At 68.1% G+C, this 26378-nt stretch carries 26 protein-coding genes; 17 read left to right on the forward strand and 9 right to left on the reverse strand.

Going from position 1 to position 26378, the window contains the following annotated elements; genetic code table 11:
* The first annotated feature begins 60 nt into the window (after window positions 1-60).
* The 14 genes from QMZ16_RS09060 (at window position 61) to recN (ending at window position 15318) form a co-directional block, all read left to right on the forward strand.
* Window positions 61-804: a cytochrome c biogenesis protein CcdA gene (locus tag QMZ16_RS09060; protein ID WP_282602999.1), complete on the forward strand. Its 744-nt coding sequence runs from the start codon at window positions 61-63 to the stop codon at window positions 802-804.
* Window positions 805-939: 135 nt separating this feature from the next.
* On the forward strand, window positions 940-2103 hold the full coding sequence (gene ftsW / locus QMZ16_RS09065) for a putative lipid II flippase FtsW (protein ID WP_282603000.1): 1164 nt from the start codon (window positions 940-942) through the stop codon (window positions 2101-2103).
* 1 nt (window position 2104) lies between these two features.
* On the forward strand, window positions 2105-3190 hold the full coding sequence (locus tag QMZ16_RS09070; protein ID WP_282603001.1) for a UDP-N-acetylglucosamine--N-acetylmuramyl-(pentapeptide) pyrophosphoryl-undecaprenol N-acetylglucosamine transferase: 1086 nt from the start codon (window positions 2105-2107) through the stop codon (window positions 3188-3190).
* On the forward strand, window positions 3187-4608 hold the full coding sequence (murC, locus tag QMZ16_RS09075; RefSeq protein ID WP_022708148.1) for a UDP-N-acetylmuramate--L-alanine ligase: 1422 nt from the start codon (window positions 3187-3189) through the stop codon (window positions 4606-4608). Before QMZ16_RS09070 ends, murC begins: the two co-directional genes overlap by 4 nt.
* The gene (locus tag QMZ16_RS09080) at window positions 4605-4883 is read left to right on the forward strand and encodes a DUF2484 family protein (protein WP_282603002.1); all 279 of its coding nucleotides are present in this window, start codon (window positions 4605-4607) and stop codon (window positions 4881-4883) included. Before murC ends, QMZ16_RS09080 begins: the two co-directional genes overlap by 4 nt.
* Window positions 4880-5236: a hypothetical protein gene (locus QMZ16_RS09085; protein ID WP_282603003.1), complete on the forward strand. Its 357-nt coding sequence runs from the start codon at window positions 4880-4882 to the stop codon at window positions 5234-5236. The genes QMZ16_RS09080 and QMZ16_RS09085 overlap by 4 nt, the downstream gene beginning before the upstream one ends.
* A gap of 48 nt (window positions 5237-5284) precedes the next feature.
* On the forward strand, window positions 5285-6220 hold the full coding sequence (murB, locus tag QMZ16_RS09090) for a UDP-N-acetylmuramate dehydrogenase (protein WP_282603004.1): 936 nt from the start codon (window positions 5285-5287) through the stop codon (window positions 6218-6220).
* Window positions 6221-6425: 205 nt separating this feature from the next.
* Entirely contained in the window at window positions 6426-7316 is an 891-nt protein-coding gene (locus QMZ16_RS09095; protein WP_282603086.1) for a D-alanine--D-alanine ligase, read from the forward strand.
* A complete protein-coding gene (locus QMZ16_RS09100) occupies window positions 7304-8245 on the forward strand; it encodes a cell division protein FtsQ/DivIB (RefSeq protein WP_022708153.1) in 942 nt (313 codons plus the stop codon). Before QMZ16_RS09095 ends, QMZ16_RS09100 begins: the two co-directional genes overlap by 13 nt.
* A 21-nt stretch (window positions 8246-8266) precedes the next feature.
* Window positions 8267-9601, forward strand: a complete 1335-nt coding sequence (ftsA, locus tag QMZ16_RS09105; protein ID WP_022708154.1) for a cell division protein FtsA — start codon at window positions 8267-8269, stop codon at window positions 9599-9601.
* A gap of 224 nt (window positions 9602-9825) precedes the next feature.
* A complete protein-coding gene (ftsZ, locus tag QMZ16_RS09110; RefSeq protein WP_282603005.1) occupies window positions 9826-11424 on the forward strand; it encodes a cell division protein FtsZ in 1599 nt (532 codons plus the stop codon).
* Window positions 11425-11673: 249 nt separating this feature from the next.
* Window positions 11674-12618 carry a UDP-3-O-acyl-N-acetylglucosamine deacetylase gene (gene lpxC, locus QMZ16_RS09115; RefSeq protein ID WP_282603006.1) on the forward strand — a complete coding sequence of 315 codons (945 nt, stop codon included), beginning with the start codon at window positions 11674-11676 and terminating at the stop codon, window positions 12616-12618.
* Between the two features lie 170 nt (window positions 12619-12788).
* Window positions 12789-13637, forward strand: coding sequence for an outer membrane protein assembly factor BamD (locus QMZ16_RS09120; protein ID WP_028725964.1), 849 nt, complete (start codon window positions 12789-12791; stop codon window positions 13635-13637).
* Between the two features lie 34 nt (window positions 13638-13671).
* Window positions 13672-15318: a DNA repair protein RecN gene (gene recN / locus QMZ16_RS09125; protein WP_282603007.1), complete on the forward strand. Its 1647-nt coding sequence runs from the start codon at window positions 13672-13674 to the stop codon at window positions 15316-15318.
* On the opposite strand, the gene QMZ16_RS09130 is transcribed toward recN, so the two are convergent.
* The 6 genes from QMZ16_RS09130 to QMZ16_RS09155 all read right to left on the reverse strand — a co-directional run bounded on the left by QMZ16_RS09130 (window position 15315) and on the right by QMZ16_RS09155 (window position 20770).
* Window positions 15315-15626 carry a hypothetical protein gene (locus QMZ16_RS09130; protein WP_282603008.1) on the reverse strand — a complete coding sequence of 104 codons (312 nt, stop codon included), beginning with the start codon at window positions 15624-15626 and terminating at the stop codon, window positions 15315-15317. The genes recN and QMZ16_RS09130 overlap by 4 nt on opposite strands.
* A gap of 96 nt (window positions 15627-15722) precedes the next feature.
* Window positions 15723-16040 (reverse strand): hypothetical protein, encoded by a 318-nt coding sequence (locus QMZ16_RS09135; protein WP_282603009.1) that lies wholly within the window; start codon window positions 16038-16040, stop codon window positions 15723-15725.
* A gap of 93 nt (window positions 16041-16133) precedes the next feature.
* Window positions 16134-17003, reverse strand: coding sequence for a 3-hydroxyisobutyrate dehydrogenase (gene mmsB / locus QMZ16_RS09140; protein ID WP_282603010.1), 870 nt, complete (start codon window positions 17001-17003; stop codon window positions 16134-16136).
* Window positions 17000-18004: an enoyl-CoA hydratase/isomerase family protein gene (locus QMZ16_RS09145; protein WP_022708162.1), complete on the reverse strand. Its 1005-nt coding sequence runs from the start codon at window positions 18002-18004 to the stop codon at window positions 17000-17002. The genes mmsB and QMZ16_RS09145 overlap by 4 nt, the downstream gene beginning before the upstream one ends.
* Window positions 18005-18008: 4 nt before the next feature.
* A complete protein-coding gene (locus tag QMZ16_RS09150; protein WP_282603011.1) occupies window positions 18009-19154 on the reverse strand; it encodes an acyl-CoA dehydrogenase family protein in 1146 nt (381 codons plus the stop codon).
* Between the two features lie 116 nt (window positions 19155-19270).
* The gene (locus tag QMZ16_RS09155; RefSeq protein ID WP_282603012.1) at window positions 19271-20770 is read right to left on the reverse strand and encodes a CoA-acylating methylmalonate-semialdehyde dehydrogenase; all 1500 of its coding nucleotides are present in this window, start codon (window positions 20768-20770) and stop codon (window positions 19271-19273) included.
* Window positions 20771-20870: 100 nt separating this feature from the next.
* Here QMZ16_RS09155 and QMZ16_RS09160 point away from each other — a divergent pair, with 100 nt between their 5' ends.
* The 3 genes from QMZ16_RS09160 (at window position 20871) to coaD (ending at window position 22888) form a co-directional block, all read left to right on the forward strand.
* On the forward strand, window positions 20871-21782 hold the full coding sequence (locus QMZ16_RS09160; protein WP_282603013.1) for a LysR family transcriptional regulator: 912 nt from the start codon (window positions 20871-20873) through the stop codon (window positions 21780-21782).
* A 55-nt stretch (window positions 21783-21837) separates the two neighbouring features.
* Complete coding sequence (locus QMZ16_RS09165; RefSeq protein WP_282603014.1) at window positions 21838-22299, forward strand: CBS domain-containing protein; 462 nt, start codon at window positions 21838-21840, stop codon at window positions 22297-22299.
* Between the two features lie 97 nt (window positions 22300-22396).
* A complete protein-coding gene (gene coaD / locus QMZ16_RS09170; RefSeq protein ID WP_022708167.1) occupies window positions 22397-22888 on the forward strand; it encodes a pantetheine-phosphate adenylyltransferase in 492 nt (163 codons plus the stop codon).
* Window positions 22889-22969: 81 nt separating this feature from the next.
* Here coaD and QMZ16_RS09175 read toward each other — a convergent pair whose 3' ends face one another.
* The 3 genes from QMZ16_RS09175 to QMZ16_RS09185 all read right to left on the reverse strand — a co-directional run bounded on the left by QMZ16_RS09175 (window position 22970) and on the right by QMZ16_RS09185 (window position 26338).
* Window positions 22970-23470 (reverse strand): polymer-forming cytoskeletal protein, encoded by a 501-nt coding sequence (locus tag QMZ16_RS09175; protein ID WP_022708168.1) that lies wholly within the window; start codon window positions 23468-23470, stop codon window positions 22970-22972.
* The gene (locus QMZ16_RS09180) at window positions 23460-24743 is read right to left on the reverse strand and encodes a DUF5930 domain-containing protein (RefSeq protein ID WP_040596040.1); all 1284 of its coding nucleotides are present in this window, start codon (window positions 24741-24743) and stop codon (window positions 23460-23462) included. Before QMZ16_RS09180 ends, QMZ16_RS09175 begins: the two co-directional genes overlap by 11 nt.
* 197 nt (window positions 24744-24940) lie before the next feature.
* Window positions 24941-26338 (reverse strand): helix-turn-helix transcriptional regulator, encoded by a 1398-nt coding sequence (locus QMZ16_RS09185; RefSeq protein ID WP_022708170.1) that lies wholly within the window; start codon window positions 26336-26338, stop codon window positions 24941-24943.
* Window positions 26339-26378: the final 40 nt, after the last annotated feature.

A 26378-nucleotide genomic window follows, 5' to 3' on the forward strand; every position in this document is an offset into this window, starting at 1 on the left:
CCACGAAGGCGTGACAGTCCGACGGCTATCTTTCCACCGTGGGCTGGCTAAGTTGCTGGCATGTTTGGAATCGAGCTCGCCACCGCCGCCTTTCTTCCCGCCGCCTTCGTCGCGCTTCTGGCGGGCGTGCTGTCCTTCCTGTCGCCCTGCGTGCTGCCCATCGTGCCGCCCTATCTGGCCTATATGACCGGAGTGGGCGTGAACGGCCTTCGGGCGCGCGAACGCAGTGCCGTCCTGCCCGCGCTGTTCTTCGTGCTGGGCCTCTCGACCGTCTTCCTGATCATGGGATTTGCGGCATCGGCATTCGGGCGGGCCTTCCTTGCCTATCAGGACTGGCTGGCGCGGGCGGCGGGCGTCATGGTCGTCGTGATGGGCCTGCATTTCCTGCACGTGATCCGCATCCCGATCCTGGACCAGGAGGCGCGGATGCAGACCGGTTCGGGGCAGGGCGGGGCGCTTGGGGCCTATGTGCTGGGCCTTGCCTTCGCCTTCGGCTGGACGCCCTGCATCGGGCCGCAGCTGGGCATGATCCTGTCGCTTGCGGCCTCGGGGGGCGAGCTGTCGCGCGGCACCGCACTTCTGGCGGTCTATGCGCTTGGGCTGGGGATCCCGTTCCTGCTGGCCGCGATCTTCATCAACCGCGCGATCGGGGTGATGAATCGCATCAAGCCCTGGTTGAAGACGATCGAGCGGGTCATGGGCGCGCTGTTGATCGTGGTCGGCGTCATGCTGCTGACGGGGGCCTTGTCGGCCATCAGCTTCTGGTTGCTGGAGACCTTCCCCGGCCTTGCGATGCTGGGCTGATCGCGCTGCCTGCGAAAAATTCGTCGCATTGTTCATTTTTTCATTCGACTGTAGCGGCGGAGGCACAATCGCGCTATCATCCGCGTCAGACCCGGACCAACCGGGCAGGACAGAGGCAGTGACGGCGGTATTCCCATGACCGAGATGGTCTTTGGCGCCACGCCCGCACGGGCGGGCGATCCCATTCTTCCACGCTGGTGGCGGACGCTCGACAAATGGGCGCTGGCTTGCGTGATCGGGCTGTTCGCGATCGGGCTGCTGCTGGGACTGGCGGCGTCGGTGCCGCTGGCCGAGAAGAACAACCTTCCGCGCTTCTACTATGTCCAGCGGCAGATGGTCTTCGGCGGGCTGGGACTGGTCGTGATGCTGGTCGTGTCGATGCTGTCGCCGCGCCAGATCCGGCGGATCGGCGTGCTGGGCTTCGCGGTGTCCTTCCTGCTGATCGTGGCGCTGCCCTTCATCGGGACCGATTTCGGCAAGGGCGCGACGCGCTGGCTGTCGCTTGGTTTCGTGTCGCTGCAGCCATCGGAATTCCTGAAGCCCGGCTTCGTCGCGCTCTGCGCCTGGTTCATGGCCGCCAGCCAGGAGGTGGGCGGCCCGCCGGGCAAGCTGATCAGCTTCGGCGCGCTGGTGACGGTCGTTCTGTTCCTCGCGGCGCAGCCCGATTTCGGGCAGGCCTCGCTGGTGCTGTTTTCCTGGCTGGTCATGTATTTCGTGGCCGGGGCCCCCATGATCCTGCTGCTGGCCGTCGCGGGGATGGCGCTGCTGGGCGGGGTCTTCGCCTATGGCGCGTCCGAACACTTTGCCCGCCGCATCAACGGCTTCCTGCAGCCCGAGGTCGATCCCCGCACCCAGATCGGTTACGCCACCAACGCCATCCAGGAGGGCGGCTTCTTCGGCGTCGGCGTGGGCGAGGGGTCGGTGAAATGGTCGCTGCCCGATGCGCATACCGACTTCATCATCGCCGTCGCCGCCGAGGAATACGGCTTCATCATGGTGATGGCGATCATCACGCTTTATGGCCTGATCGTCAGCCGGTCGCTCTTGCGGATGATGAAGGAACGCGATGCATTCGCGCGGATCGCGGGGACGGGGCTTGCCTGCGCCTTCGGCGTGCAGGCGCTGATCAACATGGGCGTGGCCGTGCGGCTGCTGCCCGCCAAGGGGATGACGCTTCCCTTCGTCAGCTATGGCGGTTCGTCGGTGATCGCATCCGGGATCGCCATGGGCATGCTGCTTGCGCTGACCCGCACCCGCCCACAGGGCGAGTTCGCCGAAATCCTCCGTCGGAGGCACTGAGATGACCCGAAAACTTGCACTCATCGCTGCCGGGGGGACCGGTGGCCACATGTTTCCCGCGCAGTCGCTGGCCGAACTGATGCTGGCCGAGGGCTGGCGCGTGAAGCTGTCGACCGATACGCGCGGTGCCCGCTATGCCGGGAATTTCCCCGAGGCCGTGGAGCGGCAGGTCGTGAGCTCGGCCACCACTGCGCGTGGCGGCGTTGCGGGCAAGCTGTCCGCGCCGTTCCGCATCCTGTCGGGCGTGATGGCCGCGCGGCGGGCCTTCCGCGCGGACCGGCCCGACGTGGTGGTCGGCTTCGGCGGCTATCCGACGATCCCCGCGATGTCGGCGGCGCTGACCATGGGCGTTCCGCGCATGATCCATGAACAGAACGGCATCATGGGGCGCGTGAACCGCATCTTTGCGGGGCGTGTCCAGCGGGTCGCCTGCGGCACCTGGCCGACCGACCTGCCGGGCGGGGTGCAGGGCAGCCATGTCGGCAACCCGGTCCGGGCGGCGGTTCTGGAACATTCGGCGGCACCCTATGCCGCGCCGGGGCAGGGGGCGCTGAACCTGCTGGTGATCGGCGGCAGCCAGGGCGCACGCGTCCTGTCGGACGTGGTTCCCGCCGCCGTGGCCGGTCTGCCCGACGATATCCGCGCGCGCCTGCGCGTCAGCCACCAGGCACGGGCCGAGGATGCGGAACGCGTCACCGCCGCCTATGCCGAGGCCGGGATCGAGGCCGAGGTGCAGCCCTTCTTCGCGGATGTTCCCGAACGCATCGCGGCGGCGCAGCTGGTCGTCAGCCGCTCGGGGGCGTCCTCGCTGGCCGACATCACGGTGATCGGGCGCCCCTCGATCCTGATCCCCTTCGCGGCTGCGGCGGGCGATCACCAGACGGCGAACGCGCAATCCCTGGCCGAGGCCGGGGCGGCCCATATCCATCCCGAATCGGTGCTTGACGCCGAGAGCCTGACGCGCGACATCCGCGCGATCCTTACCGACCCCGCGCAGGCACAGGCCATGGCCGATGCCGCGCTGTCCCTGGCCCGGCCCGATGCGGCACGGCGCCTCTATGACCTCGTTACGGAGATTCTGCGATGAACGCGGCGACAAAACTGCCCGGAGAACTGGGCCCGATCCATTTCGTGGGCATTGGCGGCATCGGCATGTCGGGCATCGCCGAAGTGCTGCTGACCCTGGGCTATCGCGTGCAGGGCAGCGACCTGAAGCGGTCGAAGATCACCGACCGGCTGGAAACGCTTGGCGCGACCGTGTTCGAGGGCCAGCGCGCCGAGAATGTCGAGGGCGCGGGCGTCGTCGTCATCTCGACCGCGATCAAGAAGGGCAACCCCGAGCTGGAAGAGGCCCGCCGCCGCGGCCTGCCCATCGTCCGCCGCGCCGAGATGCTGGCCGAGCTGATGCGCATGAAGTCGAACATCGCCATCGCGGGCACCCACGGCAAGACCACGACCACGACGATGGTCGCCACGCTGCTGGATGCGGGGGGCGTCGATCCGACGGTCATCAACGGCGGCGTGATCCACGCCTATGGCTCGAACGCGCGCGCCGGTGCCGGCGAATGGATGGTGGTCGAGGCCGACGAGAGCGACGGCAGCTTCAACCGCCTGCCTGCCGACATCGCCATCGTCACCAATATCGACCCCGAGCACATGGAGCATTGGGGCAGCTTCGACGCGCTGCGGCAGGGCTTCTACAATTTCGCATCGGGCATTCCCTTCTATGGCCTGGCGGTCTGCTGCACCGACCACCCCGAGGTGCAGGCCCTGGTCGGACGCCTGACCGACCGCCGCGTCGTCACCTTCGGCTTCAACGCGCAGGCCGATGTGCGCGCGCTGAACCTGACCTATGAGAACGGCATCGCGCATTTCGACATCGCGCTGCAGGGCGAGGCGACGGGCGACGACATCCCGCTGATCGAAGGGTGCACCCTGCCCATGCCGGGCGATCACAACGTGTCGAACTGCCTGGCCGCCGTCGCCGTCGCGCGTCACCTGGGCATCAAGAAATCCGAGATCCGCGAGGCGCTGGCCAAGTTCGGCGGCGTGGGTCGCCGCTTCACCCGCGTGGGCGAGGTCGATGGCGTGACCATCATCGACGATTACGGTCACCACCCGGTCGAGATCGCCGCCGTGCTGAAGGCCGCCCGCCAGGCGACCAAGGGCCGCGTCATCGCCGTCCACCAGCCGCACCGCTTCTCGCGCTTGTCCAGCCTGTTCGACGATTTCTGCACCTGCTTCAACGAGGCCGATGTCGTGGCGATCGGTGATGTCTATGCCGCGGGCGAGGATCCGATCCCCGGCGCGGGTCGCGACGACCTGGTGGCCGGGCTGATCGCGCATGGCCACCGCCACGCACGCGCCGTCATGGACGAGGACGACCTGGAGCGCCTTGTCCGAGAGCAGGCCCGTCCGGGCGACATGGTCGTCTGCCTGGGTGCGGGCACCATCTCGGCCTGGGCGAACGCGCTTCCGGCGCGATTGCAGGGCAAGGCCGCGTGACGCTGGCGCAGCATCTCTCGGCGCCAGGCCTGGCGCTGGTCGCATCGGCGGCGTTCCTGCTGGTCGCGGCCCTGCGCCCCTGGACCGAGGGGCGGCTGCGTCGCTGCCTGTCCTGGACGGTCGTGCTGGGCGGTGTTCCGACATTGGGCTGGCTGACGCTGCTGTGGGGGCCGGGCTTCGGCGTGGCGGGCTTTGCGCTTGGGGCGCTGGCGTTCTGTGCGCATCCGCGTTCGGGCGGTCATCCGCCCGCGATGCCGCCGGGTGCCGGACAGTGACGATCGAGACCCCCTGGATCATCGCGGCCTGCTGCCTTGCCGGCGCGGGCTTCATCGCCTGGGGTGCCGCGCGGTTGCGCCTGATCTGGCCGCTGCTGATCCTGTCGCTGCTGCTGGCGGCCATCGCCCTGCAACTGCGCCTTGCCGCGCAGGGGCACGACGGCTTTCACGATCTGGCGGCGATGACGGCGCAGGCATTCACTGTCCTGCCCGCCCTTCTGGGTGTCGCGACGGGGCTGGGCATCGCCTTTGCGCGGCGCCACCGGCTGCGCTGGCGCAACGCGGCGGGCGGTCTGACCGTGCTGGCGCTGCTGACCGCCGGTGTTGCCGCCGGGACCACCTTTCTTCTGTAATCTGGGCCTGCGGTTGACGCCTGCGCCCCCCGTGACTACCAGATCCGCATGACCGCTGACATTCCGACCCCCCGTGGCAGCCTGATTGCCAACCGCTCTCTCGACAGTCTGACCTGGCTTCGCGTGGGCGGCCCTGCCGACTGGCTGTTCCAACCCGCGGACGAGGCCGACCTGGCCGAGTTCCTGGCGGCGCTGGACCCCGAGGTTCCGGTCTTCGCGATGGGCGTCGGCAGCAACCTGATCGTGCGCGACGGCGGTATTCGCGGCGTGGTGATCCGGCTGGGCCGCGCCTTCAACGGGGTCGAGATCGACGGCGACATCGTAACCGCGGGCGCGGCATCGCTGGATGCGCAGGTCGCGCGGCGGGCGGCCGATGCGGGGCTGGACCTGACCTTCCTGCGCACGATCCCCGGCAGCATCGGTGGCGCGGTCCGTATGAACGCCGGCTGCTATGGCACCTACATGGCCGACCGCCTGATCGACGTCACCGCCGTGACGCGGGACGGGCAGGTCATCACGCTGGACGCCGCACAGCTGAAACTGGCCTATCGCCATTCCGAACTGCCCGAGGGCTGCGTGATCACCGGCGTCCGCATGCGCGCGCCCAAGGGCGATCCCGACGCGCTGCATGCCCGCATGGCCGAACAGCTGGAACGCCGCGATGCGACCCAGCCGACCCGGGACCGCAGCGCGGGGTCCACCTTCCGCAATCCGGCGGGCTACAGCTCGACCGGGCAGGCCGACGACACGCACGAGCTGAAGGCCTGGGCGCTGATCGATCAGGCCGGTCTGCGCGGCCACAGCTGGGGCGGGGCGCAGATGTCGCAGAAGCATCCGAACTTCCTGATCAACACGGGCGGCGCGACCGCCGCCGATCTCGAAGCCCTGGGCGAGCTGGTCCGCCGCCGCGTCCTGGAGGAGAGCGGCCACGAGCTGCAATGGGAGGTCGTTCGCATCGGCGAACCCGGCCCAGAGGAAAGTTAAGGCCGGGTTAACCGGCGAAAGCTTGCAAACTTATATTCTGAAACGAGAAAATGCGCTTTTGTGCGCAGGGCTTTGGCTGTATCCTTTGCGAAGCGCGGGGCCTGACGGTCGCGCGCCTTCTTCATGAACCCCGATCAAAACGGGGATGAAAGGCAAATACGTGACGGGCAGGTCGAGCAGGACAGCCCCCACAGTGGCCGTTCTGATGGGCGGACCCTCGGCCGAGCGCGAGGTGTCGCTGTCGTCGGGCCGCGAATGCGCGGCTGCACTGCGGGTGGCAGGATACGAAGTCATCGAGATCGCGCTTGGCGATTCGCGCGGGGACGAGCTGGTCCGCCGCCTGAACGAGGCTGCGCCCGATGTCGTCTTCAACGCGCTGCATGGCCGGTGGGGCGAGGATGGCTGCGTGCAGGGCGTCCTCGAATGGATGGGGCTGCCCTATACGCATTCGGGCGTGCTGGCCTCGGCGCTGGCGATGGACAAGACCCGCGCCAAGGCCGCCTTCCGCGCCGCCGGACTGCCGGTCGTCGAAAGCGTGATCGCCGATGCGGACGAGGTGCGCGCCTGCCACGTGATCGCGCCCCCCTATGTCGTGAAGCCGAATGACGAGGGCAGCTCGGTCGGGGTCTATATCGTGCATGACGGCGCGAACGAGCCGCCCCAGCTGTCCCCCGATATGCCCGCCCGCGTCATGGTCGAGACCTATGCCCCGGGGCGCGAGCTGACGACCACCGTGATGGGCGACCGCGCGCTGGACGTGACCGAGATCATGGTCGACGGCTGGTACGACTATGCCGCGAAATACACCGTGGGCGGGTCGCGTCACGTGGTTCCCGCCGACATTCCCGCCGATATCCGCGAGGCATGCCTTGCGATGGCCCTTCGCGCCCACGAGGCGCTTGGCTGCCGCGGGCTGTCGCGCACCGATTTCCGTTGGGACGACACGCGCGGCATCGACGGGTTGGTCATCCTCGAGGTGAACACCCAGCCCGGCATGACGCCGACCTCGCTTGCGCCCGAACAGGCGGCGCATGCGGGGATCGACTTTCCCGCCCTGATGCGCTGGATGGTGGAGGATGCGCTGTGCCGGTCGTGATCGATCACCGCCCCGGAAAGCAGCAGACCCATGACACGGCGCGTCCGCGCCGCGACCCCGCGCCGTCCCGCCTGAAATACCGCCTGCAGCGCATGTGGCTGCGCCCCTTGTGGCGCCGCGTCGCGCGTATCGGGGCGCCTGCCTTCCTGGCCGCGATGATCGGGGGGCTGTGGCTGTCCGACGAGGATCGCCGCGCCGCGCTGACCGACAACATCGCCCGCGCCGTGGACAGCGTCCAGAACCGAGAGGAATTCCAGGTCCGCGAGATGCAGGTCGAGGGGGCCTCGCCCGTGGTCGAGCGCGCGCTGAAGGCGATGCTGCCGGTCGATCTTCCGGCCTCCAGCTTCGACATCGACCTGCCCGCGCTGCGGCTCCAGGTGATGCAGCTGGACGCGGTGGACACGATCGACCTGCGCGTCAAGCCGGGCGGCATCCTGTCGGCGGTCGTGACCGAACGGCAGCCCGCGCTGCTGTGGCGTCATGCCCGCGGGATCGAGATGCTGGACGAGGACGGTCACCGCGTCGCGGGCGTCACCTCGCGCGAGGTGCGCCCCGACCTGCCGCTGGTTTCGGGCGAGGGGGCGGAAGAGGCCACCCCCGAGGCGCTGCAGCTGTTCGATGCGGCCGGGCCGATCCTGCCACGCGTGCGCGGGCTGGTCCGGCGCGGCGAACGCCGGTGGGACCTGGTGCTGGATCAGGGCCAGCGGATCATGCTGCCCGCCCAAGGGGCGCTGGTCGCGCTGGAGGCCGCGATCGCGATGGACCGCGCGCAGGATCTGCTGGCGCGCGACATCACCGTGGTCGATCTGCGCGACCCCAAGCGGCCCGTGCTGCGGCTGGGGATCGACGCGCGAAACACGATCAGGACCGCCCGTGGCCAGCCCCCCCTGGGGCCGGACGGGCGCATCCTGCAGGACAACGAAGGCTGAAGCCAGGGGAGGGGTCGGATCATGGCGGAACTGTACCAGACACAGCGGGCGATGCGGAACATGCGCCGCGCGGCGCTTCAGCGGGGCGTCATCGGCATCCTCGATATCGGCACCTCGAAGATCGCCTGCCTGGTGCTGCGCTTCGACGGGACCGGAACCTTCCGCGAGACGGACGGCGTCGGGCCGATGGCGGGGCAGGTGAACTTCCGCGTGATCGGCGCGGCCTCGACCCGGTCGCGTGGGATGCGCCGGGGCGAGATCGAGACCATGGCCGAGACCGAGCGCGCGATCCGCACCGTGGTCGCCGCCGCGCAGAAGCTGGCCGGCGTCCGAATCGACCACGTGATCGCCTGCATGTCGGGCGGGCGCCCGTCTTCCTACGGTCTGGCGGGCGAGACGCCGCTGGCGCAGGGCAAGGTGGACGATCACGACGTGGCCAAGGTGCTGGCCGCCTGCGACGTGCCCGACTTCGGCCGAGGCCGCGAGGTGCTGCACGCACAGCCCGTGAACTTTGCCGTGGACAACCGCTCGGGGCTTGCCGACCCGAGAGAGCACCTGGGCAACAAGCTGTTCTGCGACATGCATGTCCTGACGGTGGATGGCGACGCGATCGGCAACCTGGTCCACTGCATCCGGCGCTGCGACCTGGAACTGGCCGGGATCGCGTCGGCGCCCTATGCCTCGGCGCGCGCCAGCTTGGTCGAGGACGAGCAGGAGCTGGGCGCGGCCTGCATCGATTTCGGAGGCGGCGGCACGGGCGTGTCGATCTTCGTGCGCAAGCACATGATCTTCTCGGATCACGTGGCGATCGGGGGCAACCTGATCACGCAGGACATCGCGCAGGGCCTGCGCGTCAGCCTGCCCGTCGCCGAACGGCTCAAGACGCTCAGCGGCGGGGTCGAGGCCACGGGCCGCGATGACCGCGACATGATCGACATCGGCGGCGATACCGGCGACTGGGAGGCGGATCGCCGTCAGGTCAGTCGTGCGGATGTCATCGCGATCATGCGCCCGCGGGTCGAGGAGATCCTGGAGGGCGTGCGCGGGGTGCTGGACGCTGCGGGCTTCGACTACATGCCCAGCCAGCAGATCGTGCTGACCGGCGGCGGCAGCCAGATCCCGGGGCTGGACGGTCTGGCCGCGCGGATCCTTGGGCCGAACATCCGCTGCGGGCGTCCGCTGCGCATCGACGGCCTGTCCCACCAGCTGACCGATCCCAGCTTCTCCTCGGCGGTGGGGCTGGCGTTGTTCGCGGCTCATCCGCAGGACGAATGGTGGGATTTCGAGACCCCGGCAGATGCCTATCCCGCGCGCAGTTTCAAGCGCGCCTATCGCTGGTTCAAGAGCAACTGGTGATCGCGGAAACCTTTCGTTAGCGATTGGTGCGGGCTTCCACACCATATTCTGCGCCCTTGGCAAGATACCGCTTAATTTGCAGGTGAATCTTGCCATATTTTGCGGGCTTTCCGGCTTTTTCGGATGACGGAACGTGGCAGAAAGGTTACGATCAAGCATAAATCAACGGGATTCGAGCGGGCAGACCGCGCCCGAATGCGAAGCAGCGAAAAACAGGCGGAACCATGAACCTCAATCTGATGATGAACGACGAAGAAGAGCTGAAGCCCCGCATCACCGTCTTCGGCGTCGGCGGCGCGGGCGGCAACGCCGTCAACAACATGATCGAGAAGATGCTGGAAGGCGTCGAGTTCGTGGTCGCCAATACCGACGCGCAGGCGCTGCAGCAGAACAGCGCCACCAGCCGCATCCAGATGGGCCCGAAGGTGACCGAGGGTCTGGGCGCGGGCGCCAAGCCCACCATCGGCGCCAAGGCCGCCGAGGAGACGATCGAGGATATCGTCGATCACCTGATGGGCGCGCATATGTGCTTCATCACGGCAGGCATGGGCGGCGGCACCGGCACCGGTGCGGCCCCGATCATCGCGCAGGCCGCGCGTGAGATGGGCATCCTGACCGTCGGCGTCGTGACCAAGCCCTTCCAGTTCGAAGGCACCAAGCGGATGCGCCAGGCCGAGGAGGGCGTCGAGGCCCTTCAGAAGGTCGTGGACACGCTGATCATCATCCCGAACCAGAACCTGTTCCGCCTGGCGAACGAGAAGACGACCTTCACCGAAGCCTTCGCCATGGCCGACGATGTGCTGTATCAGGGCGTCAAGGGCGTGACCGACCTGATGGTCCGTCCGGGCCTCATCAACCTCGACTTCGCCGACGTCCGCGCGGTGATGGACGAGATGGGCAAGGCCATGATGGGCACCGGCGAGGCTGCGGGCGACAACCGCGCGCAGGAAGCCGCCGAGCGCGCCATCGCCAACCCGCTGCTGGACGAGATCAGCCTGAACGGCGCCAAGGGCGTGCTGATCAACATCACCGGCGGCTATGACATGACCCTGTTCGAGCTGGACGAGGCCGCGAACGTGATCCGCGACAAGGTCGACAGCGACGCGAACATCATCGTCGGCTCGACGCTGGATCCGGACATGGACGGCACGATCCGCGTCTCGGTCGTCGCGACCGGTATCGACGCCGATGCCGCCCCGGCCGAGGTTCCGACCCCGCGCCGCGGCATGGCCGCGCCGCTGACGCAGAACCCCTCGATCGCGGATGCCCCGGTGGTCGAGGATCAGGCCACGGTCCGCAGCCAGCAGGCCGCAGCCCAGCCCGCGCCCACCGCGCCTGCCCCGCAGCCCGCCGTCCAGCAACCCGCCGCGCGGACCGAGGACGAGATGCCGAAGCCGGCCTATCAGCCGAAGGAAGCGCCGCGCCAGAACTCGGTCCGGATCGAGGACGACGCCTCGGCCTTCGTCGCGCCGCGCGCCCCCCAGGGCCGTCCAGGCCAGCCCACCCCCGAGGTGATGGACCGCCTGCGCCGCGCCGTCGACAACCGCAGCCAGCAGGGCGCCGCGGCCCAGCAGCAGCCGCAGCAGGCCGATCCGCGCGCGAACAGCCGGATGAGCGGCCTCGGCCGCATGCTGGAGCGTATGGCTGGTCACGGTGAACAGGGCGCGCAGAAGCCCGCCGCATCCTCGATCGCCGAGCGTGTGAACGAGCGTGTCGCCGTCCGTGCCCGTCAGCAGGAAACCGATTTCGACGATCTGGCCAGCCCCGACAATGGCGGCGACAATGTCGAGATCCCCGCATTCCTGCGTCGCCAGGCGAACTGATCCGTTCACGAAATCGACGCATATCTTTTGGGAAAGGGCCGCCACGTGCGGCCCTTCTTTCTTTTGCAATCAATGGCTTGTCAAATGCATCTTCGCCCGTGTTGCAGGGGCGGGGGTGATTGTTTCACCCCGTTACAAAACGTTAATTGAAGCTGCACCCGCCCGGGCATAGCTGAAACCCTGCAGCCAGCGTTGTGCGTTGGCTGCAGGAATTGAACCGATCAGAAGCTTTGCGAAGACAGGCAGATCATGCAGACGACGCTGAAAGACAAAGTGGCATTCGACGGTGTGGGCCTCCACTCCGGCAAGCCCGCACGACTGGAAATCCACCCCGCGCCTGCGGGCCACGGGATCGTCTTCCGGCGCGTCGACCTGTCCCCGGCGGTCGAGATCGCGGCGTTGTGGAACAACGTCACGCTGTCGCCGCTGTGCACGCTGATGGATAACGGGCAGGGCGTGACCCTGTCGACGGTCGAACACGTGATGGCCGCGCTGGCCGGCACCGGCGTCAACAACGCCGTCGTGACGGTCGATGGCCCCGAGGTTCCGATCCTCGACGGCTCCTCGGCCCCCTTCGTGGCCGAGATCCTTGCCGTCGGCCTGCGTCGCCAGAACGCGAAGCTGCGCGCGATCCGCGTCCTGCGCCCGGTCGAAGTTCGCAGCGGCGAGGCGTTCGCACGCCTGACGCCTGCCGATCACTTGGAGATCGATTTCCAGATCGATTTTGCCGACGCCGCGATCGGGCATCAGGAAAAGGTGCTGGACATGGCAAATGGCGCCTTCCTGCGCGAACTGGCCGACAGCCGCACTTTCTGCCGCGCCTCCGATATCGACGTGATGCGCGAGAACGGGCTGGCGCTTGGCGGCACCTATCTGAACGCCGTCGTCGTCGATGGCGCGGATGTCCTGTCGCCGGGCGGCCTGCGCCATGACGACGAGGCCGTGCGCCACAAGATGCTGGACGCCACGGGCGATCTGGCGCTGGCGGGTGCACCGCTGCTGGCACGCTATACCGGTCACCGCGCGGGTCACGCGATGACGAACCGCCTGCTGCGCGCGCTGTTCGCGGATCCCACCGCCTGGACCTGGGCCGAGGTCGATTCCGACCTGGAAACCCGCCTGCCAGGCGCCGGCGTCGCCGATTACGGCCCGCTGGCCGGGCTGGCGCATCCGATGCCCGTCGCCGCCGAGTGACCTGCGGCGCAGTGATTCTGCGCCGCCCTCCGCCGGCCTTCCCGCTGTCGTGAAAGCATCGCGGAAATCAACGCATTGCCATTTTGCGCCCCCTGTTGTTCTGTGCTAGGACGTCGCGGCGGCGTCGGCCCTTGGGGCCGGGGCGGAACAGAAGCTTGGGCAGGGTGAAGATGGCTGGCACGAATATCTCGGCTTCGATGATGGCTGCGGTGCTGGCCGGACTGGTCCTGACGGGCTGCGGCGCCAACCGCGAGGCTGCGCTGCGCCAGAATCTCGACCAGTTCACGGCTGCCGAAATCTATCAGCGCGGCGAATACGAGCTCGAGAATAGCGGCGACCCCGAGGATGCCGTCTTCTATTTCTCGGAAATCGAGCGCCTCTATCCCTACAGCGAATGGGCGCGACGCGCGCTGATCATGCAGGCCTATGGCAACCACAAGGCCCAGAACTACGAAGAGGCACGCAGCGCCGCGCAGCGCTTCCTCGACGTCTATCCCGGGGATGAGGAAGCTGCCTATGCGCAGTACCTCCTGGCGCTGTCCTATTACGACCAGATCGACGATGTCGGCCGCGACCAGGGCCTGACCTTCCAGGCGCTGCAGGGGCTGCGCACGGTCATCGAGCAATATCCCGACAGCGAATATGCCCGCAGCGCGATCCTGAAATTCGACCTGGCCTTCGATCACCTCGCCGCCAAGGAGATGGAGATCGGCCGCTACTATCTGAAGCGCGGGCATTATTCGGCGGCCATCAGCCGCTTCCGCGTCGTGGTCGAGGAATTCCAGACGACCACCCAGACCCCCGAAGCGCTGCTGCGTCTGGTCGAGGCCTATCTGGCGCTTGGTCTGACCGACGAGGCGCAGACCGCGGGCGCCATTCTGGGTCACAACTTCCAGTCCTCGCCCTTCTACGACGACGCCTATCGCCAGCTTCGCGGTCGCGGCCTGTCGCCCGAGGCGCGCGGGGACAGCTGGCTCGACAACGTGTACCGCCAGACCATCCAGGGAAAATGGCTCTGATCCGACGCGGGTCAGACCTGATCGGGGCGCTCGGATGCTGAGAACGCTCGATATTCGCGACATGCTGCTGATCGACCGGCTGGAGCTGAGCTTCGGACCGGGCCTGAACGTGCTGACCGGCGAAACCGGCGCGGGCAAGTCGATCCTGCTGGATTGCCTCGGCTTCGTGCTGGGATGGCGGGGCAGGGCGGACCAGGTCCGCAAGGGCGCCGATCAGGGCGAGGTTCAGGCCGTCTTCGACCTGCCGAAGGGGCATCCCGCGCGCGACGTGCTGGCCGAGGCCGGCATCGCGGTCGAGGATGACGAGCTGATCCTGCGCCGCGTGAACGCCGCCGATGGTCGCAAGACCGGCTGGGTGAACGACCGCCGCGTATCGGGCGAGGTGCTGCGCCGCCTGTCCGAGGTGCTGGTCGAGCTGCACGGCCAGCATGACGATCGCGGGTTGCTGAACCCGCGCGGGCACCGCGCGCTGCTGGATGCCTTCGCGGGCCTGGACATGGCCGCGCCGCGGGCCGCCTGGAGCGCACGCCGCGCCGCGCATGCCGAACTGGCCGAGGCCGAGGCAAGCCTTGCCGCCGCCCGCGCCGAAGAGGAATTCCTGCGCCACGCCGTCGAGGAACTGGACAAGCTGGCACCCGAACCCGGCGAGGAAGAGCGTCTGGACGTCGCCCGCCGCAGCATGCAGGGGGCCGAACGGATCCGCGAGGATGTCGCCCGTGCCTTGCAGCTGCTTGGCGGCGATGGCGCCGAAGGGGCGATGGTCGATGCCGCGCGTTGGCTCGACGGCGCTGCCGAACGGGCCGAGGGGCGGCTGGACGATCCGATCTCGGCGCTGTCGCGGGCGCTGATCGAGCTGGGCGAAGCCACGCAGGGCGTCGAGAACGCGCTGAGCGCGATGGATTTCGACCCCCACGCTTTGGAGGCCACCGAGGAGCGCCTGTTCGCGCTGCGCGCGCTGGCCCGCAAGCATGACGTGCTGGCGGACGATCTGGCGGGGCTGGCAGATGATTTGCGTGACAGGCTGCAACGGATCGACGCGGGCGAAAGCCGCATCGCGGATCTGCGCAAGGCGGTGATCGCCGCCGATGCCGCCTATGATACCGCGGCTGACGCTCTGACCCAGGCGCGCAGCACGGCTGCGGGGCAGCTCGATACCGCCGTCATGGCCGAGCTTGCGCCGCTCAAGATGGAAAGGGCGGTCTTCGAGACGCGGGTAACTGCGGGCGAGCCCGGCCCCGAGGGGCGCGATGCGGTGGCCTTTACCGTCGCGACGAACCCCGGTGCGCCTGCGGGTCCCTTGGACAAGATCGCCTCGGGCGGCGAGCTTTCGCGCTTCCTGCTTGCGCTCAAGGTCTGCCTTGCGCGCGGCAACGATGCGCTGGTCCTGATCTTCGACGAGATCGACCGCGGTGTCGGTGGCGCGACCGCCGATGCAGTCGGCAGGCGGCTCAAGACCCTGGCCGAGGGGTCACAGGTGCTGGTCATCACGCATTCGCCGCAGGTCGCGGCGCTTGGGGCAGGGCATTTCCGCGTGGCCAAGGCCGTGGCGGACGGGATGACGACCTCGACCGTGACGCCACTGGACCGCGACGACCGCATCGCCGAGATCGCGCGCATGCTGGCGGGGGATCGCGTGACCGCCGCCGCGACCGAGGCCGCGATCAGCCTGCTGGACGGCTAGTCCACGATCGCATCGACGGGCCGCATCCGCGACAGGATCTTGCGGCTGGTGGCGTCCAGCCTGACCAATTGCCCGCCAAGCACAGCATAGACATCGCCTTCGGGCGGCACCGACAATCCGTAGAGCCCCGGACGCGAGACGATATGCGTCCCGTCGCGCGGCGCGATGTCGCCCACCTCGAAGCTGCGCGGCACCTGCGCGGGTTCCGCTGCGGGGCTGTTTGCATGGCCGATCGACATGTCGAATGGGGCGAGGGCTGCCGTCACGCAGATGACCCCCGCCGCAGCGATGAGGGTGCGCGGCAGCATGATATCGGACCTTTGGATTGTTTCAGGTCACATGCAACACGGCGGTGGCGCCGGGGTTCCGCATTCATGCTGCAATGCAGCCATGCGATTTCCGACCTATCTGCGCGAAGGGCGGGGGCTGTCGGGCAGGGGGCGCAGGATCGACACGATCTTGCCCGTCTCGTTCAGGCGGATCAGATGGCCGCGATGCACGGCGTAATGGGTGCCGCGGGGGGCGGGTCCGATGCCGAAGCGGCCCGGATCCTCGATCATCTGCAACTGGTTGGCGGGGGGCGTCGCGCCGATCTCGGGGCGGGCGGGGGCAGCGGCTGCCTCCTGCGCCTCGGCGGTGCGGGCAAGGTGGCGATGACCGATGCCGACCGCACCGGTGGCGGCCAGCGCGACGATCAGCGCGATCCTTGCAAATCTGGACATTCCGGGCGCCCCTTGCGGCATGGTTTCCGTCATGGGAACCCAACCACGCCTATGATTGAGGGTTCCCTAACGCGAAAGCCGGAATCTTGAACTTCAGCCGTTTCGCTTCACAAATCGCGGAAGCATGGCGGAAAAGTCACGCCCGCGCCCGTCCTCGTCCTCGACGAAGCGTTCGTACAGGTCCCGCGCCAGCTGCCCCATCGGGGTGTCGGCCCGGGCCGAATCCGCCGCCTGATGTGCCAGGTTCAGGTCCTTCAGCATCAGTTCGGCCGCGAAGCCGGGGGTATAGTCGTTATCCGCAGGCGATTTCGGCCCAACGCCCGGCGCGGGGCAATAGGCGTTCATCGACCAGCTGTAGCCCGAGCTGGTCGAGACCACGTCGAACATCTTCTGCCGGTCGAGGCCCAGCTTGTCGGCCAGGGCGAAGGCCTCGCAGGTGGCGATCATCGTGACGCCAAGGATCATGTTGTTGCAGATCTTGGCTGCCTGGCCCGCGCCCGCATCGCCGCAATGCACGGCCTTCTGGCCCATGATGTCGAACAGCGGCTGAACGGTCGCGAAATCCGCGTCGGCACCGCCCACCATGAAGGTCAGCGTGCCGCCCTGCGCGCCCCCGATCCCGCCCGAAACCGGCGCATCGACCGCGCCCAGCCCCGCCGCCGCCGCGTCCGATGCGACCGCCCGCGCGCTGTCCACATCCACGGTCGAGCAATCGCAGAAGATCGCGCCCTTGCGCATCGCCGGGATCAACTCGGCCGCGACGGCGCGAAGGATCTGGCCGTTGGGCAGCATCGTGATGACCACGTCGGCCCCGGCAGCGGCCTCGGCCCCGGTGGCGGCCTGCGCGACCCCTTCGGGCACGGGCGCGGCGGTGTCGAAGCCCGCGACCTGATGCCCTGCGGCGGCCAGGTTGGCCGCCATCGGCGCACCCATGTTCCCCAGGCCGATGAAACCGATCTTCATGCTGTCTCCTCCCATTCCAGTTCGTCGTCCAGCGGGGCAAGCATCGCGGCGACAGCCTCGGGCGTCGCTGCGGCCTGCCAGTCCGGCTGGCGATCCTTGTCGATGATCTGCGCGCGCACGCCTTCCAGGAAATCGCCCTGCCGCGTGGCGCGGGCGGTAAAGCGGAACTCTCGTGACAGCGATTGCTGCATGCGGTCGTCGGCCCGTGCGGCGCGCACCATTTCCAGCCCCGCCGCCATCGACAGCGGAGAGTTGCGGTCCAGCGCCTTCAGACTGTCGGCATCTCCCTGCGCCTCCAGCCTTGCGCGGATCTGTTCCAGGTCGTGCCCGCCGAAGGCGGACAGATCCCGCGTGGCCAGGGGCGCATCGGGCGGGGTCTGGCCCCGGATCAGCGTCGCGTCCCCCGTCCGTTCCAGTTCGGCGATCAGGTCGGGCCAGAGATCCTCGGGCAGATAGCTGTCGGCAAAGCGCGCATGGATCGCGTCGCCCGGTCCCATCCGCGCGCCGGTCAGCGCCAGGTATTCGCCGATCCGGCCCGGCGCGCGCGCCAGAAGCCAGGTGCCGCCCACGTCGGGGATCAGGCCGATACCGCTTTCGGGCATGGCGATCCGGGTCGTGTCGCCGACGATGCGGTGCCCGGCATGGCCGCCCACGCCAACGCCCCCGCCCATGACGAAGCCCTGCATGAAGGCGACGATCGGCTTGGGATAATCCGCGATGGCCGCGTTCATGCGGTACTCGTCGCGGAAGAAATCCGCCCCGACCGAGTGATCGCCCGCCTTGCCCGCGTGATAGACGGCGGCGATGTCGCCGCCCGCGCAGAAGGCGCGCTCGCCCTCGGCGTCGATGATGACCAGGTCCACATCCGCATCCTCGCGCCAGTCGTCCAGCGCGCGGTGGATCGCCTGCGCCATCGGGTGGCTCAGCGCGTTCAGGGCCTTGGGCCGCGTGAAGGTGATGCGGCCCGCGCGGCCCGTCTTGCGGATGCTGAGATCGGTCACGTCGTCACCCCCTGTCAGCCAGCATGGAGCGGCCGATGATCAGCCGCATGATCTCGTTGGTGCCTTCCAGGATCTGGTGGACGCGCAGGTCGCGCACGATCTTTTCGATCCCGTAATCGGCCAGGTAGCCATAGCCACCATGCAGTTGGAGGCACTGGTTCGCCACCTCGAATGCGCGGTCGGTGACCTGCAGCTTGGCCATGGCGCAGAACTTGGTCGCGTCGGGCGCGCCCTGGTCCAGCATCCACGCGGCCTGGCGCAGGAAGATGCGGCTGGATTGCAGCGCGGTCTCCATCTCGGCCAGGCGGAACTGCAGGGCCTGGAACTGGTCCAGCGACTTGCCGAAGGCGCGACGCTCGGACATGTAGGCGACGGTGCGGTCCAGCGCGGCCTGCGCGCCGCCAAGCGCCGAGGCCGCGATGTTCAGCCGACCCCCATCCAGGCCCGCCATCGCATAGGAAAAGCCGCGGCCTTCCTCGCCCAGCAGGTTGTCCGCGGGGATGCGGCAGTCGTCGAACTGGACCTGCGCGGTGGGCTGGGACCGCCAGCCCATCTTGTCCTCGGGGGCGCCGAAGGACAGGCCGGGGGTCGCATCCTCGACGATGACGGCGCTGATGCCGCGCGGGCCGTCGCCGCCGGTGCGCACCATCGACAGGTAGGCGTCCGAATACCCCCCGCCCGAGATGAACGCCTTGGTCCCGTTCAGCAGCCAGCCCTCGCCGTCTCGCTCCGCGCGGCTGCGCAGGGCGGCGGCGTCCGATCCCGATCCGGGTTCGGTCAGGCAATAGCTGAAGATCTTCTCCATCCGCGCCAGCGGGGGCAGCCAGCGTTCGCGGGCGGCGTCGCTGCCGAATTTCTGGATCATCCCGCCGCACATGTTGTGGATCGACAGGAAGGACGCGACCGAGGGGCATGCCATCGACAGCGCCTCGAAGATCAGCGTCCCGTCCAGGCGGCCAAGGCCCGATCCGCCATGTTCCTCGGCCACGAAGATGCCGCCCAGGCCCAGTGCGGCCACGTCCGGCCAGAGGTCCTTTGGGATCGTGCCGTCCTGTTCCCACTGATGTGCGTGGGGTGCGATCCGGTCCTGCCCGAAATCGCGTGCCATCTCGAAGATGGCGGTCTGTTCCTCGGTCAATGCGAAGTCCATGCGTCTCCCTCCCCAGATCCGCTTGAATTGAACGCATGTTTAATTGGCAGATGTTGCCAGAATGTTGCAAGGCGAAAGCGATTGGCCGGGGCGAACACCGCCCCGGCCAACCCGTCTTATTCCATGGCCTTGAAGTTGAACTCTCCGCCTTCCTTGATCCCCGAGGGCCAGCGCGCGGTGACCGTCTTGGTGCGGGTGTAGAAGCGGAAGGCGTCCGGGCCGTGCTGGTTCAGGTCGCCGAAGCCCGACTTCTTCCAGCCGCCGAAGGTGTGGTAGGCCAGCGGAACCGGGATGGGGACGTTGATGCCGACCATGCCGATATTGATGCGGTTCGCGAAATCGCGCGCCGTGTCGCCGTCGCGGGTGAAGATCGCGGTGCCGTTGCCATATTCGTGGTCGATGGCCAGCTTGATCGCCTCTTCGTAGCTGCCGGCGCGGACGGTGGACAGCACGGGACCGAAGATCTCCTGCTTGTAGATGTCCATGTCGGGCGTCACGCGGTCGAACAGGTGCGGACCGACGAAGAAGCCGTCCTCGTAGCCCTGCAGGCTGAAGTCGCGGCCATCGACCACCAGCTCGGCGCCCTGGTCGACACCGGACTGGACCAGGCGCAGGATGTTCTCCTTGGCGGCCTTGGTCACGACGGGGCCGTAATCGACATCGTCGCCCGCGGTCCAGGGACCGACCTTCAGCGCCTCGATGCGCGGGACCAGCTTCTCGATCAGGGCATCGGCGGTCTTCTCGCCCACCGGCACCGCGACCGAGATCGCCATGCAGCGTTCGCCCGCCGCGCCGTAGCCCGCGCCGATCAGCGCGTCGGCGGCCTTGTCCATGTCGGCGTCGGGCATGATGATCATGTGGTTCTTCGCGCCGCCGAAGCACTGCGCGCGCTTGCCGGTCGCGGCGGCGCGTTCATAGATGTACTGCGCGATGGGCGTCGATCCGACGAAGCCGACGGCTTGGACGACTTCGCTGTCGAGGATCGCGTCCACGCTGTCCTTGTCGCCGTTCACGACCTGCAGCACGCCGTCGGGCAGGCCCGCCTCCTTCAGCAGTTCCGCCAGCATCAGCGGGACCGAGGGGTCGCGCTCGGACGGCTTGAGGATCATGGCGTTGCCCGCTGCCAGCGCCGGGCCGATCTTCCACAGCGGGATCATGGCCGGGAAGTTGAAGGGCGTGATGCCCGCGACCACCCCGAGCGGCTGGCGCATCGAATACATGTCGATGCCGGGACCGGCGCTGTCGGTGAAATCGCCCTTGAGCAGGTGGGGCGCGCCGATGCAGAACTCGATCACCTCGAGCCCGCGCTGGATGTCGCCCTTGGCATCCGGGAAGGTCTTGCCGTGTTCGCTGGACAGTACTTCGGCCATCTTGTCCATGTCGCGATTGATGAGGCGCACGAACTCCATCATGACGCGGGCGCGGCGCTGCGGGTTGGTCGCACCCCATGCGACCTGCGCATCGGCGGCGCGGGCGATCGCGTCGTCCAGCTCGGCCTTGGTCGCCAGCGAGACGCGTGCCTGAACCTCGCCGGTGGCGGGGTTGAACACATCGGCGAAGCGGCCCGACGTGCCCTTGTATTCCTTGCCGTCGATCCAGTGATGAATCTCTTTCATGGCGTCCTCCTGTTCGCTTTGAGGGCACTCTATCCTTGCGGAAATGCGGCTTGAAGGGGCATGATGGCAAAAGGGTTTTGCAAATTCGCAAAGGGCGGGAATGGACTGGGACGACCTGCGCATCTTCCTTGCGGTGGCCCGCACCGAGAGCCTGTCGGGCGCGGGGCGGCGGCTGTCGATGGACGCATCCACCGTGGGGCGGCGCGTCACGCGGCTGGAATCCGCGATCGGGGCGGCGCTGTTCCTGAAGACGCCGCAGGGCTATCAGCTGACGAACGAGGGCGCGCGGCTGGTCGCCCCCGCCGAGGCCGCCGAGCAGGCCGCCCAGGCCGCGACCGAGGCCGTCAACCGCGAGGCCGGCATCACCGGCCAGCTGCGCATCGGCGCGCCTGACGGCTGCGCCAACTATCTGCTGCCGCAGGTCGCCCTGCAGATCTCGCGCCTGCATCCGGGGCTGGAGATCCAGATCGTGGCCCTGCCGCGCGTCGTCAACCTGACGCGACGAGAGGCCGACATGGCCATCGCCGTGTCGCCCCCCGATACGGGGCGGCTGACGGTGCAGCGGCTGGCGGATTATCGGCTGCATCTTGCGGCGCATGGGGACTACCTGTCGCGGCGCGCGCCGATCCGCGACCTGGACGATCTGCGCGGCCACCGGATGATCAGCTATATCCCCGACATGATCTTCGACCGGGAACTGGACTACCTGTCGGCGACGGGTGTGGGGACGGCGCAGATCACGTCGAACTCGGTCGCGGTTCAGATGCAGGCGGTGCGCAGCGGGGCGGGCCTGGGGATCGTCCATGATTTCGCGCTGCCCTTCGCGCCGGGGGTGCGGCGGATCCTGACGGATCGCGTCTCGCTCAGGCGCAGCTTCTGGCTGATCCGCCATGCCGACGACCGCGCGTCCCGCCGGCTGAGCCTTCTGGCGGATGCCGTCGCACAGGGCGTCCGCGCCGAGGTCGCGCGCCTCGAGGCGCTGGTCGCCGCGGACGAGGCCGCCCGCACTTGACGCGGCCCGCGACCGGACGAAAGATGGAAGCAAGCAGTTTCGAGGAGGAGACGACATGCTGGTCAAACAATTGCTGGCGATGAAGCATGACGCGGCCAAGCCCTGGATCGAGTCCGGCACCATCGTCACGATCAAGCCCGAGGTCACCCTGGCCGAGGCCGCGCAGCTTCTGGCCGAGATGCGCATCGGCGCCGCCGTCGTCTCGGATGACGGCGCATCGCCCATCGGCATCCTGTCGGAACGCGACATCGTGCGCCAGCTGGGCAAGCACGGGGTCGAGGTCCTGAAGCAGCCCATCAGCGAGGTGATGACCCGCAGCATCCAGACCTGCGCGCCGGGCGACGACGCGCTGTCCGTGCTGGAGCGGATGACCGAAGGCCGCTTCCGTCACATGCCGGTCATCGACGACGAGGGCGTGATGCTGGGCGTCATCTCGATCGGGGATGCCGTCAGCGGCCGCCTCAAGGAACTGGACGCCGAGAAGGACGCCCTGACCGGGATGATCATGGGCAACTGACGCCAAGTCGGCGCGGGGCGGCCGGGATCACGTTCTTGCAATCGGGCCGCAAATGCGCTTTGCCTTGGGCCCGAGACCCACACGAAGGACGCGCCATATGCGGATCGGCCTCTATCCCGGCACATTCGACCCCATCACCCTGGGGCATATCGACATCATCGAGCGCGCGATGGCGCTGGTCGACCGGCTGGTGATCGGGGTCGCGATAAACCGCGACAAGGGTCCGCTGTTCGACCTCGAGGAACGCGTCGCGATGGTGCAGGCCGAATGCGACCGCATCGCCGCCCGGACCGGAGGAGAGATCCTGGTCCACCCCTTCGAGAACCTGCTGATCGACTGCGCCCGTGACGTGGGCGCCAGCCTGATCGTGCGCGGCCTGCGCGCGGTCGCGGATTTCGAATACGAGTTCCAGATGGTCGGCATGAACCGCGCCCTGGACAACGAGATCGAGACCGTCTTCCTGATGGCCGATGCGCGCCGTCAGGCGATTGCGTCCAAGCTGGTCAAGGAAATCGCGCGCCTGCATGGGGACGTGTCGAAATTCGTCAGTCCCCCCGTCGCCGAGGCGCTGGTCAGGCGCTTCGCCTGAGCCCCTGCGCCCGCAACACAGTGCAGAAAGCAGAAAGCCCGCGGGATCCGCGGGCTTCTTTCGTTCGGTGGGGTCTGCCGATCACTCGGATGGCGGGGCCAGCTTCTTGGTGCCGCCATTGTTCAGCGGGTCTTCCTGACGCTGGACCGAGCCCTCGAAATGGGCGCCGGATTCGATGGCGATGGTCTTGTGGATGATGTCGCCCTCGACCCGTGCGGTGGCCGACAGGCGCACCTTGAGGCCGCGGACGCGGCCCACGACGCGACCGTTCACCACGACGTCGTCGCCGACGATCTCGCCCTTGATGGTCGCGCTTTCGCCGATGGTCAGCTGGTGGGCGCGGATGTCGCCCTCGACCGTGCCCTCGATCTGGATGTCACCCTGCGTCTTGATGTTGCCCGTGACGATCAGGTCCGAGGACAGGACCGACGGCACCGCGCGCGGACGCGGAGCGGCGGGTGCGGGCTGTGCCGCGGCTTCGGGCTTGCGCTGCTCGGGGGCGGGGGCGGTTTCGGCGGCCGCAGCCTGCGGGGCGCTCGATTGCTGGGGACGGTTCTCGGTCACGCGGGTCTTACTGAACATTTTCTGCTGCCTTGATGAAGCTCATCGGGTCCACGGCCCGACCGTTCATGCGCACCTCGTAATGCAGGTGCGGCCCGGTCGAGCGTCCGGTATTCCCCATAGCACCGATCGTGTCGCCTTGCGACACCCTTTCGCCCTGACGCACGTTGATGCGGCTCAGGTGGGCATAGCGGGTCTCGGTGCCCAGCTCGTGCTCGATCTTGATGAGGTTGCCATAGGCACCCGAACGGCCCGCGAAGGTCACGACGCCGTCGCCGGTGGCATGGATCGGCGTGCCGACGGGTCCGGCCATGTCCACGCCCTCGTGCATGCGGCCCCAACGGCGACCGAAGCCCGAGGTATAGCGGAAGCTCTGGAAGACGGGCATGGCCAGCGGCAGCTTCTCGATGGCGATGCGATAGGTGTTCATCTGGTCCAGCGTGACCACGATCTGGCGGGCCTTGGTCTCGCCCTCGCTCAGGGCGGCATTGCCGCGGGTCGAATAGGACAGCGGCGTCAGCGGGCCGCCCTGGCCGCTATAGCCTGCGCGGATGGTGCGCAGCACCGCGTCGGGGTTCATCCCGACCGACCGGAACACGTCGTCCAGCGGCGCGACGGACACGGTCACCGCGTCCTCCAGCTGGGTCAGGATCTCGTCGTTGCGGGCGATGATCTCGGCGCGCTCGACGCGCAGTTCCTCGGCGGCCAGCTGGGCCTCCTCGGCGGCCTTCACGGCCTCGTGGCGTTCGACACTGGCATTGCGCAGCTCGCCCGACAGGATGTCCAGCGCGGTCGAGACCTCGATCGTGCGGTCGGTCGCGCTGTCATCGGTCTGGGCCTCGGCCATGCGCAGGGCGTCGTCGCGTTCCGCGATGGTGTCGCGCAGGCTGGTGCGAACGGCGTCGAGGCCGCCCTCCAGCTCGCGGCGGCGTTCCTCGCTGGCCAGCAGCTGCGACTGCATCTGCGACACCTGGTCCATCGCGACCGAGAAGCGGTTCTGCGCGGCCAGCGCCTCGGAGGCGCGGGCGTCGCGTTCGGCCTGAAGCTGGTTCAGGCGTTCCTCGAACGCGGCCTGGCTGCGCATGATCTGGTCGCGGCTGTTGCCCGAGCTGACGGCGTCGATGACGAGGAACGAGCTTGCGACCAGCGTCCAGCCGAAGACCACGGTGACGCCGCCGATCCCGGCGATCTGGGTCAGGGGACGAAGACGGACGAAGCGGGTCGTGTCATCGGACCGGAGGAAAAGACGCTGTTCGGGAAGCCACTTTTCCAGCTTGGAATTCAATCGTTCCATCACGGTCATGTTCAGACACTGTCCCCCGGTTCGCGGCCTTGTTGCCTGATCGATCGGTCGCGTTGGTTCCATTTCCGGACGGGTAAACAGCTTCTGTGCCTTCAAGGCAACAACGCAGGAGTTAACGCGGCTTGCATTACGCGAAACTTTGCCGCCATCGGCGGGAACCTGCCGACTTATGTCTGCATCACAGCCGCTCAGGCCAGGGCATAGGGCAGGGGGCCGTCACGATCCTGTGGGATCCGCAGGGGCCTGTCCATCGGGGGGACGGACCGCTGGTGGCAGTCGGGACGCGGGCAGATGCGGCAGGAAATGCCGATCGGCTCGAAGGCGCGGGGGCGGTTCAGGTCCAGCCCGTCGGCATAGACCATGCCCTCGGCCTCGCCGATCTCGACGCCCAGCCCGATGGCAAAGCGGCGGACTGGCGCGTTGAAGGCGCCCGCGTGCTTGGACACGTCGCGCGCCAGCAGAAGATAGCGGATGCCGTCGGGCGTCTCGGCCAGCTGGCGCAGGAAGCGGCCCGGCTGCTCGAACGCCTGGTGGACGTTCCACAGCGGGCAGGCCCCGCCGAAGCGCGCGAATTGCAGGCGTGTCGCGGAATGGCGCTTGGTGATGGTGCCCGCCTGGTCGACGCGGACGAAGAAGAAGGGCACGCCCTTGGCGCCCGGACGCTGCATCGTGGACAGCCGGTGCGCCACCTGTTCCAGCGAGGCCCCGAACAGATGCGCCAGCCGTTCCAGGTCGTGACGTTCGGCCCGCGCCGCCGCCAGGAACGCGCGATAGGGCATCAGCGCCGCCCCCGCGAAATAGTTGGCCATCCCGACGCGGGCGATTTCCCGCGCGGTGGGGCTGCGGAACCGCGCAAGGTCCAGCGTCGCCTCCAGCAGGTCGGACTGACGTTCCAGCGCGACAAGATGCAGGATCTGGAACAGGCGGGTCGGGGGCTCTGCCGCCGCATTGACCAGCAGGGTCGCCCCTTCGCGCCGGAAGACGGAATTGGCGGGCAGTTCGGTCAGGCGGACCTCGATGCCGCGTTGGGCCAATGCCTCGACCGCAAGGGCCCAGGGGTCGCGGCGCTGGCCGTCGGGGCAGGCGAAGCGTTCCGCCGCGCGGTCCACCGCGTCGATATAGTTGTCGCAATAGTGGAAGAAGTCGCGCACCTCCTCCCAGGGGGTGGTCAGCGCGTTCTGGCCCGCAGCGCCGATGGCCTGGTCCAGCGCCGCCAGCCGTTCCTGGCCTTCGCGGTGCGCGCGATAGAGGTCGAGGAACGCACGCGCCAGCACCGGCGCATTCGTCGCCGCCAGCCGCAGGTCGGCCAGGGGCGGGGCGGCGTCGAACAGCGGATCGGCCAGCGCCTCCTGCATGTCGATGACCATGCGTTCCGCGTCGCCCGCGGCAAGCGTGGTCAGGTCGATCCCGAATTCCTGCGCCAGCCGCAGCAGCGCGCCCGCAGAGATGGGGCGGTGGTTGTTCTCCATCTGGGACAGGTAGGGCAGCGACACCCCGAGCGTTTCGGCAAAACGCTTCTGCGTCAGACCTGCGCGCGCGCGTGTCTCGCGCAGCGCGGTCCCGGCATAGATCTTCTGCGTGGCCATCCCCGTCCCCCTTTGCAATCACCGTGATAGCGTTTGCAAA

The organism is Paracoccus sp. PARArs4, assembly GCF_947311865.1.
Classification (GTDB): Bacteria; Pseudomonadota; Alphaproteobacteria; order Rhodobacterales; family Rhodobacteraceae; genus Paracoccus; species Paracoccus zeaxanthinifaciens.

What these genes read in the sequence shown, in the direction of transcription:
- QMZ16_RS09120 (WP_028725964.1), top strand. Translation starts at nt 12,789, where the DNA reads ATGGCTGGCACGAATATCTCGGCTTCGATGATGGCTGCGGTGCTGGCC.
- murC (WP_022708148.1), top strand. Translation starts at nt 3,187, where the DNA reads ATGAACGCGGCGACAAAACTGCCCGGAGAACTGGGCCCGATCCATTTC.
- lpxC (WP_282603006.1), top strand. Translation starts at nt 11,674, where the DNA reads ATGCAGACGACGCTGAAAGACAAAGTGGCATTCGACGGTGTGGGCCTC.
- QMZ16_RS09180 (WP_040596040.1), bottom strand. Translation starts at nt 24,743, where the DNA reads ATGGAACGATTGAATTCCAAGCTGGAAAAGTGGCTTCCCGAACAGCGT.
- QMZ16_RS09070 (WP_282603001.1), top strand. Translation starts at nt 2,105, where the DNA reads ATGACCCGAAAACTTGCACTCATCGCTGCCGGGGGGACCGGTGGCCAC.
- QMZ16_RS09130 (WP_282603008.1), bottom strand. Translation starts at nt 15,626, where the DNA reads ATGCTGCCGCGCACCCTCATCGCTGCGGCGGGGGTCATCTGCGTGACG.
- QMZ16_RS09165 (WP_282603014.1), top strand. Translation starts at nt 21,838, where the DNA reads ATGCTGGTCAAACAATTGCTGGCGATGAAGCATGACGCGGCCAAGCCC.
- mmsB (WP_282603010.1), bottom strand. Translation starts at nt 17,003, where the DNA reads ATGAAGATCGGTTTCATCGGCCTGGGGAACATGGGTGCGCCGATGGCG.
- murB (WP_282603004.1), top strand. Translation starts at nt 5,285, where the DNA reads ATGACCGCTGACATTCCGACCCCCCGTGGCAGCCTGATTGCCAACCGC.
- QMZ16_RS09095 (WP_282603086.1), top strand. Translation starts at nt 6,426, where the DNA reads ATGGGCGGACCCTCGGCCGAGCGCGAGGTGTCGCTGTCGTCGGGCCGC.
- QMZ16_RS09160 (WP_282603013.1), top strand. Translation starts at nt 20,871, where the DNA reads ATGGACTGGGACGACCTGCGCATCTTCCTTGCGGTGGCCCGCACCGAG.
- ftsZ (WP_282603005.1), top strand. Translation starts at nt 9,826, where the DNA reads ATGAACCTCAATCTGATGATGAACGACGAAGAAGAGCTGAAGCCCCGC.
- ftsW (WP_282603000.1), top strand. Translation starts at nt 940, where the DNA reads ATGACCGAGATGGTCTTTGGCGCCACGCCCGCACGGGCGGGCGATCCC.
- QMZ16_RS09185 (WP_022708170.1), bottom strand. Translation starts at nt 26,338, where the DNA reads ATGGCCACGCAGAAGATCTATGCCGGGACCGCGCTGCGCGAGACACGC.
- QMZ16_RS09175 (WP_022708168.1), bottom strand. Translation starts at nt 23,470, where the DNA reads ATGTTCAGTAAGACCCGCGTGACCGAGAACCGTCCCCAGCAATCGAGC.
- QMZ16_RS09135 (WP_282603009.1), bottom strand. Translation starts at nt 16,040, where the DNA reads ATGTCCAGATTTGCAAGGATCGCGCTGATCGTCGCGCTGGCCGCCACC.
- QMZ16_RS09060 (WP_282602999.1), top strand. Translation starts at nt 61, where the DNA reads ATGTTTGGAATCGAGCTCGCCACCGCCGCCTTTCTTCCCGCCGCCTTC.
- ftsA (WP_022708154.1), top strand. Translation starts at nt 8,267, where the DNA reads ATGGCGGAACTGTACCAGACACAGCGGGCGATGCGGAACATGCGCCGC.
- coaD (WP_022708167.1), top strand. Translation starts at nt 22,397, where the DNA reads ATGCGGATCGGCCTCTATCCCGGCACATTCGACCCCATCACCCTGGGG.
- QMZ16_RS09150 (WP_282603011.1), bottom strand. Translation starts at nt 19,154, where the DNA reads ATGGACTTCGCATTGACCGAGGAACAGACCGCCATCTTCGAGATGGCA.
- recN (WP_282603007.1), top strand. Translation starts at nt 13,672, where the DNA reads ATGCTGAGAACGCTCGATATTCGCGACATGCTGCTGATCGACCGGCTG.
- QMZ16_RS09155 (WP_282603012.1), bottom strand. Translation starts at nt 20,770, where the DNA reads ATGAAAGAGATTCATCACTGGATCGACGGCAAGGAATACAAGGGCACG.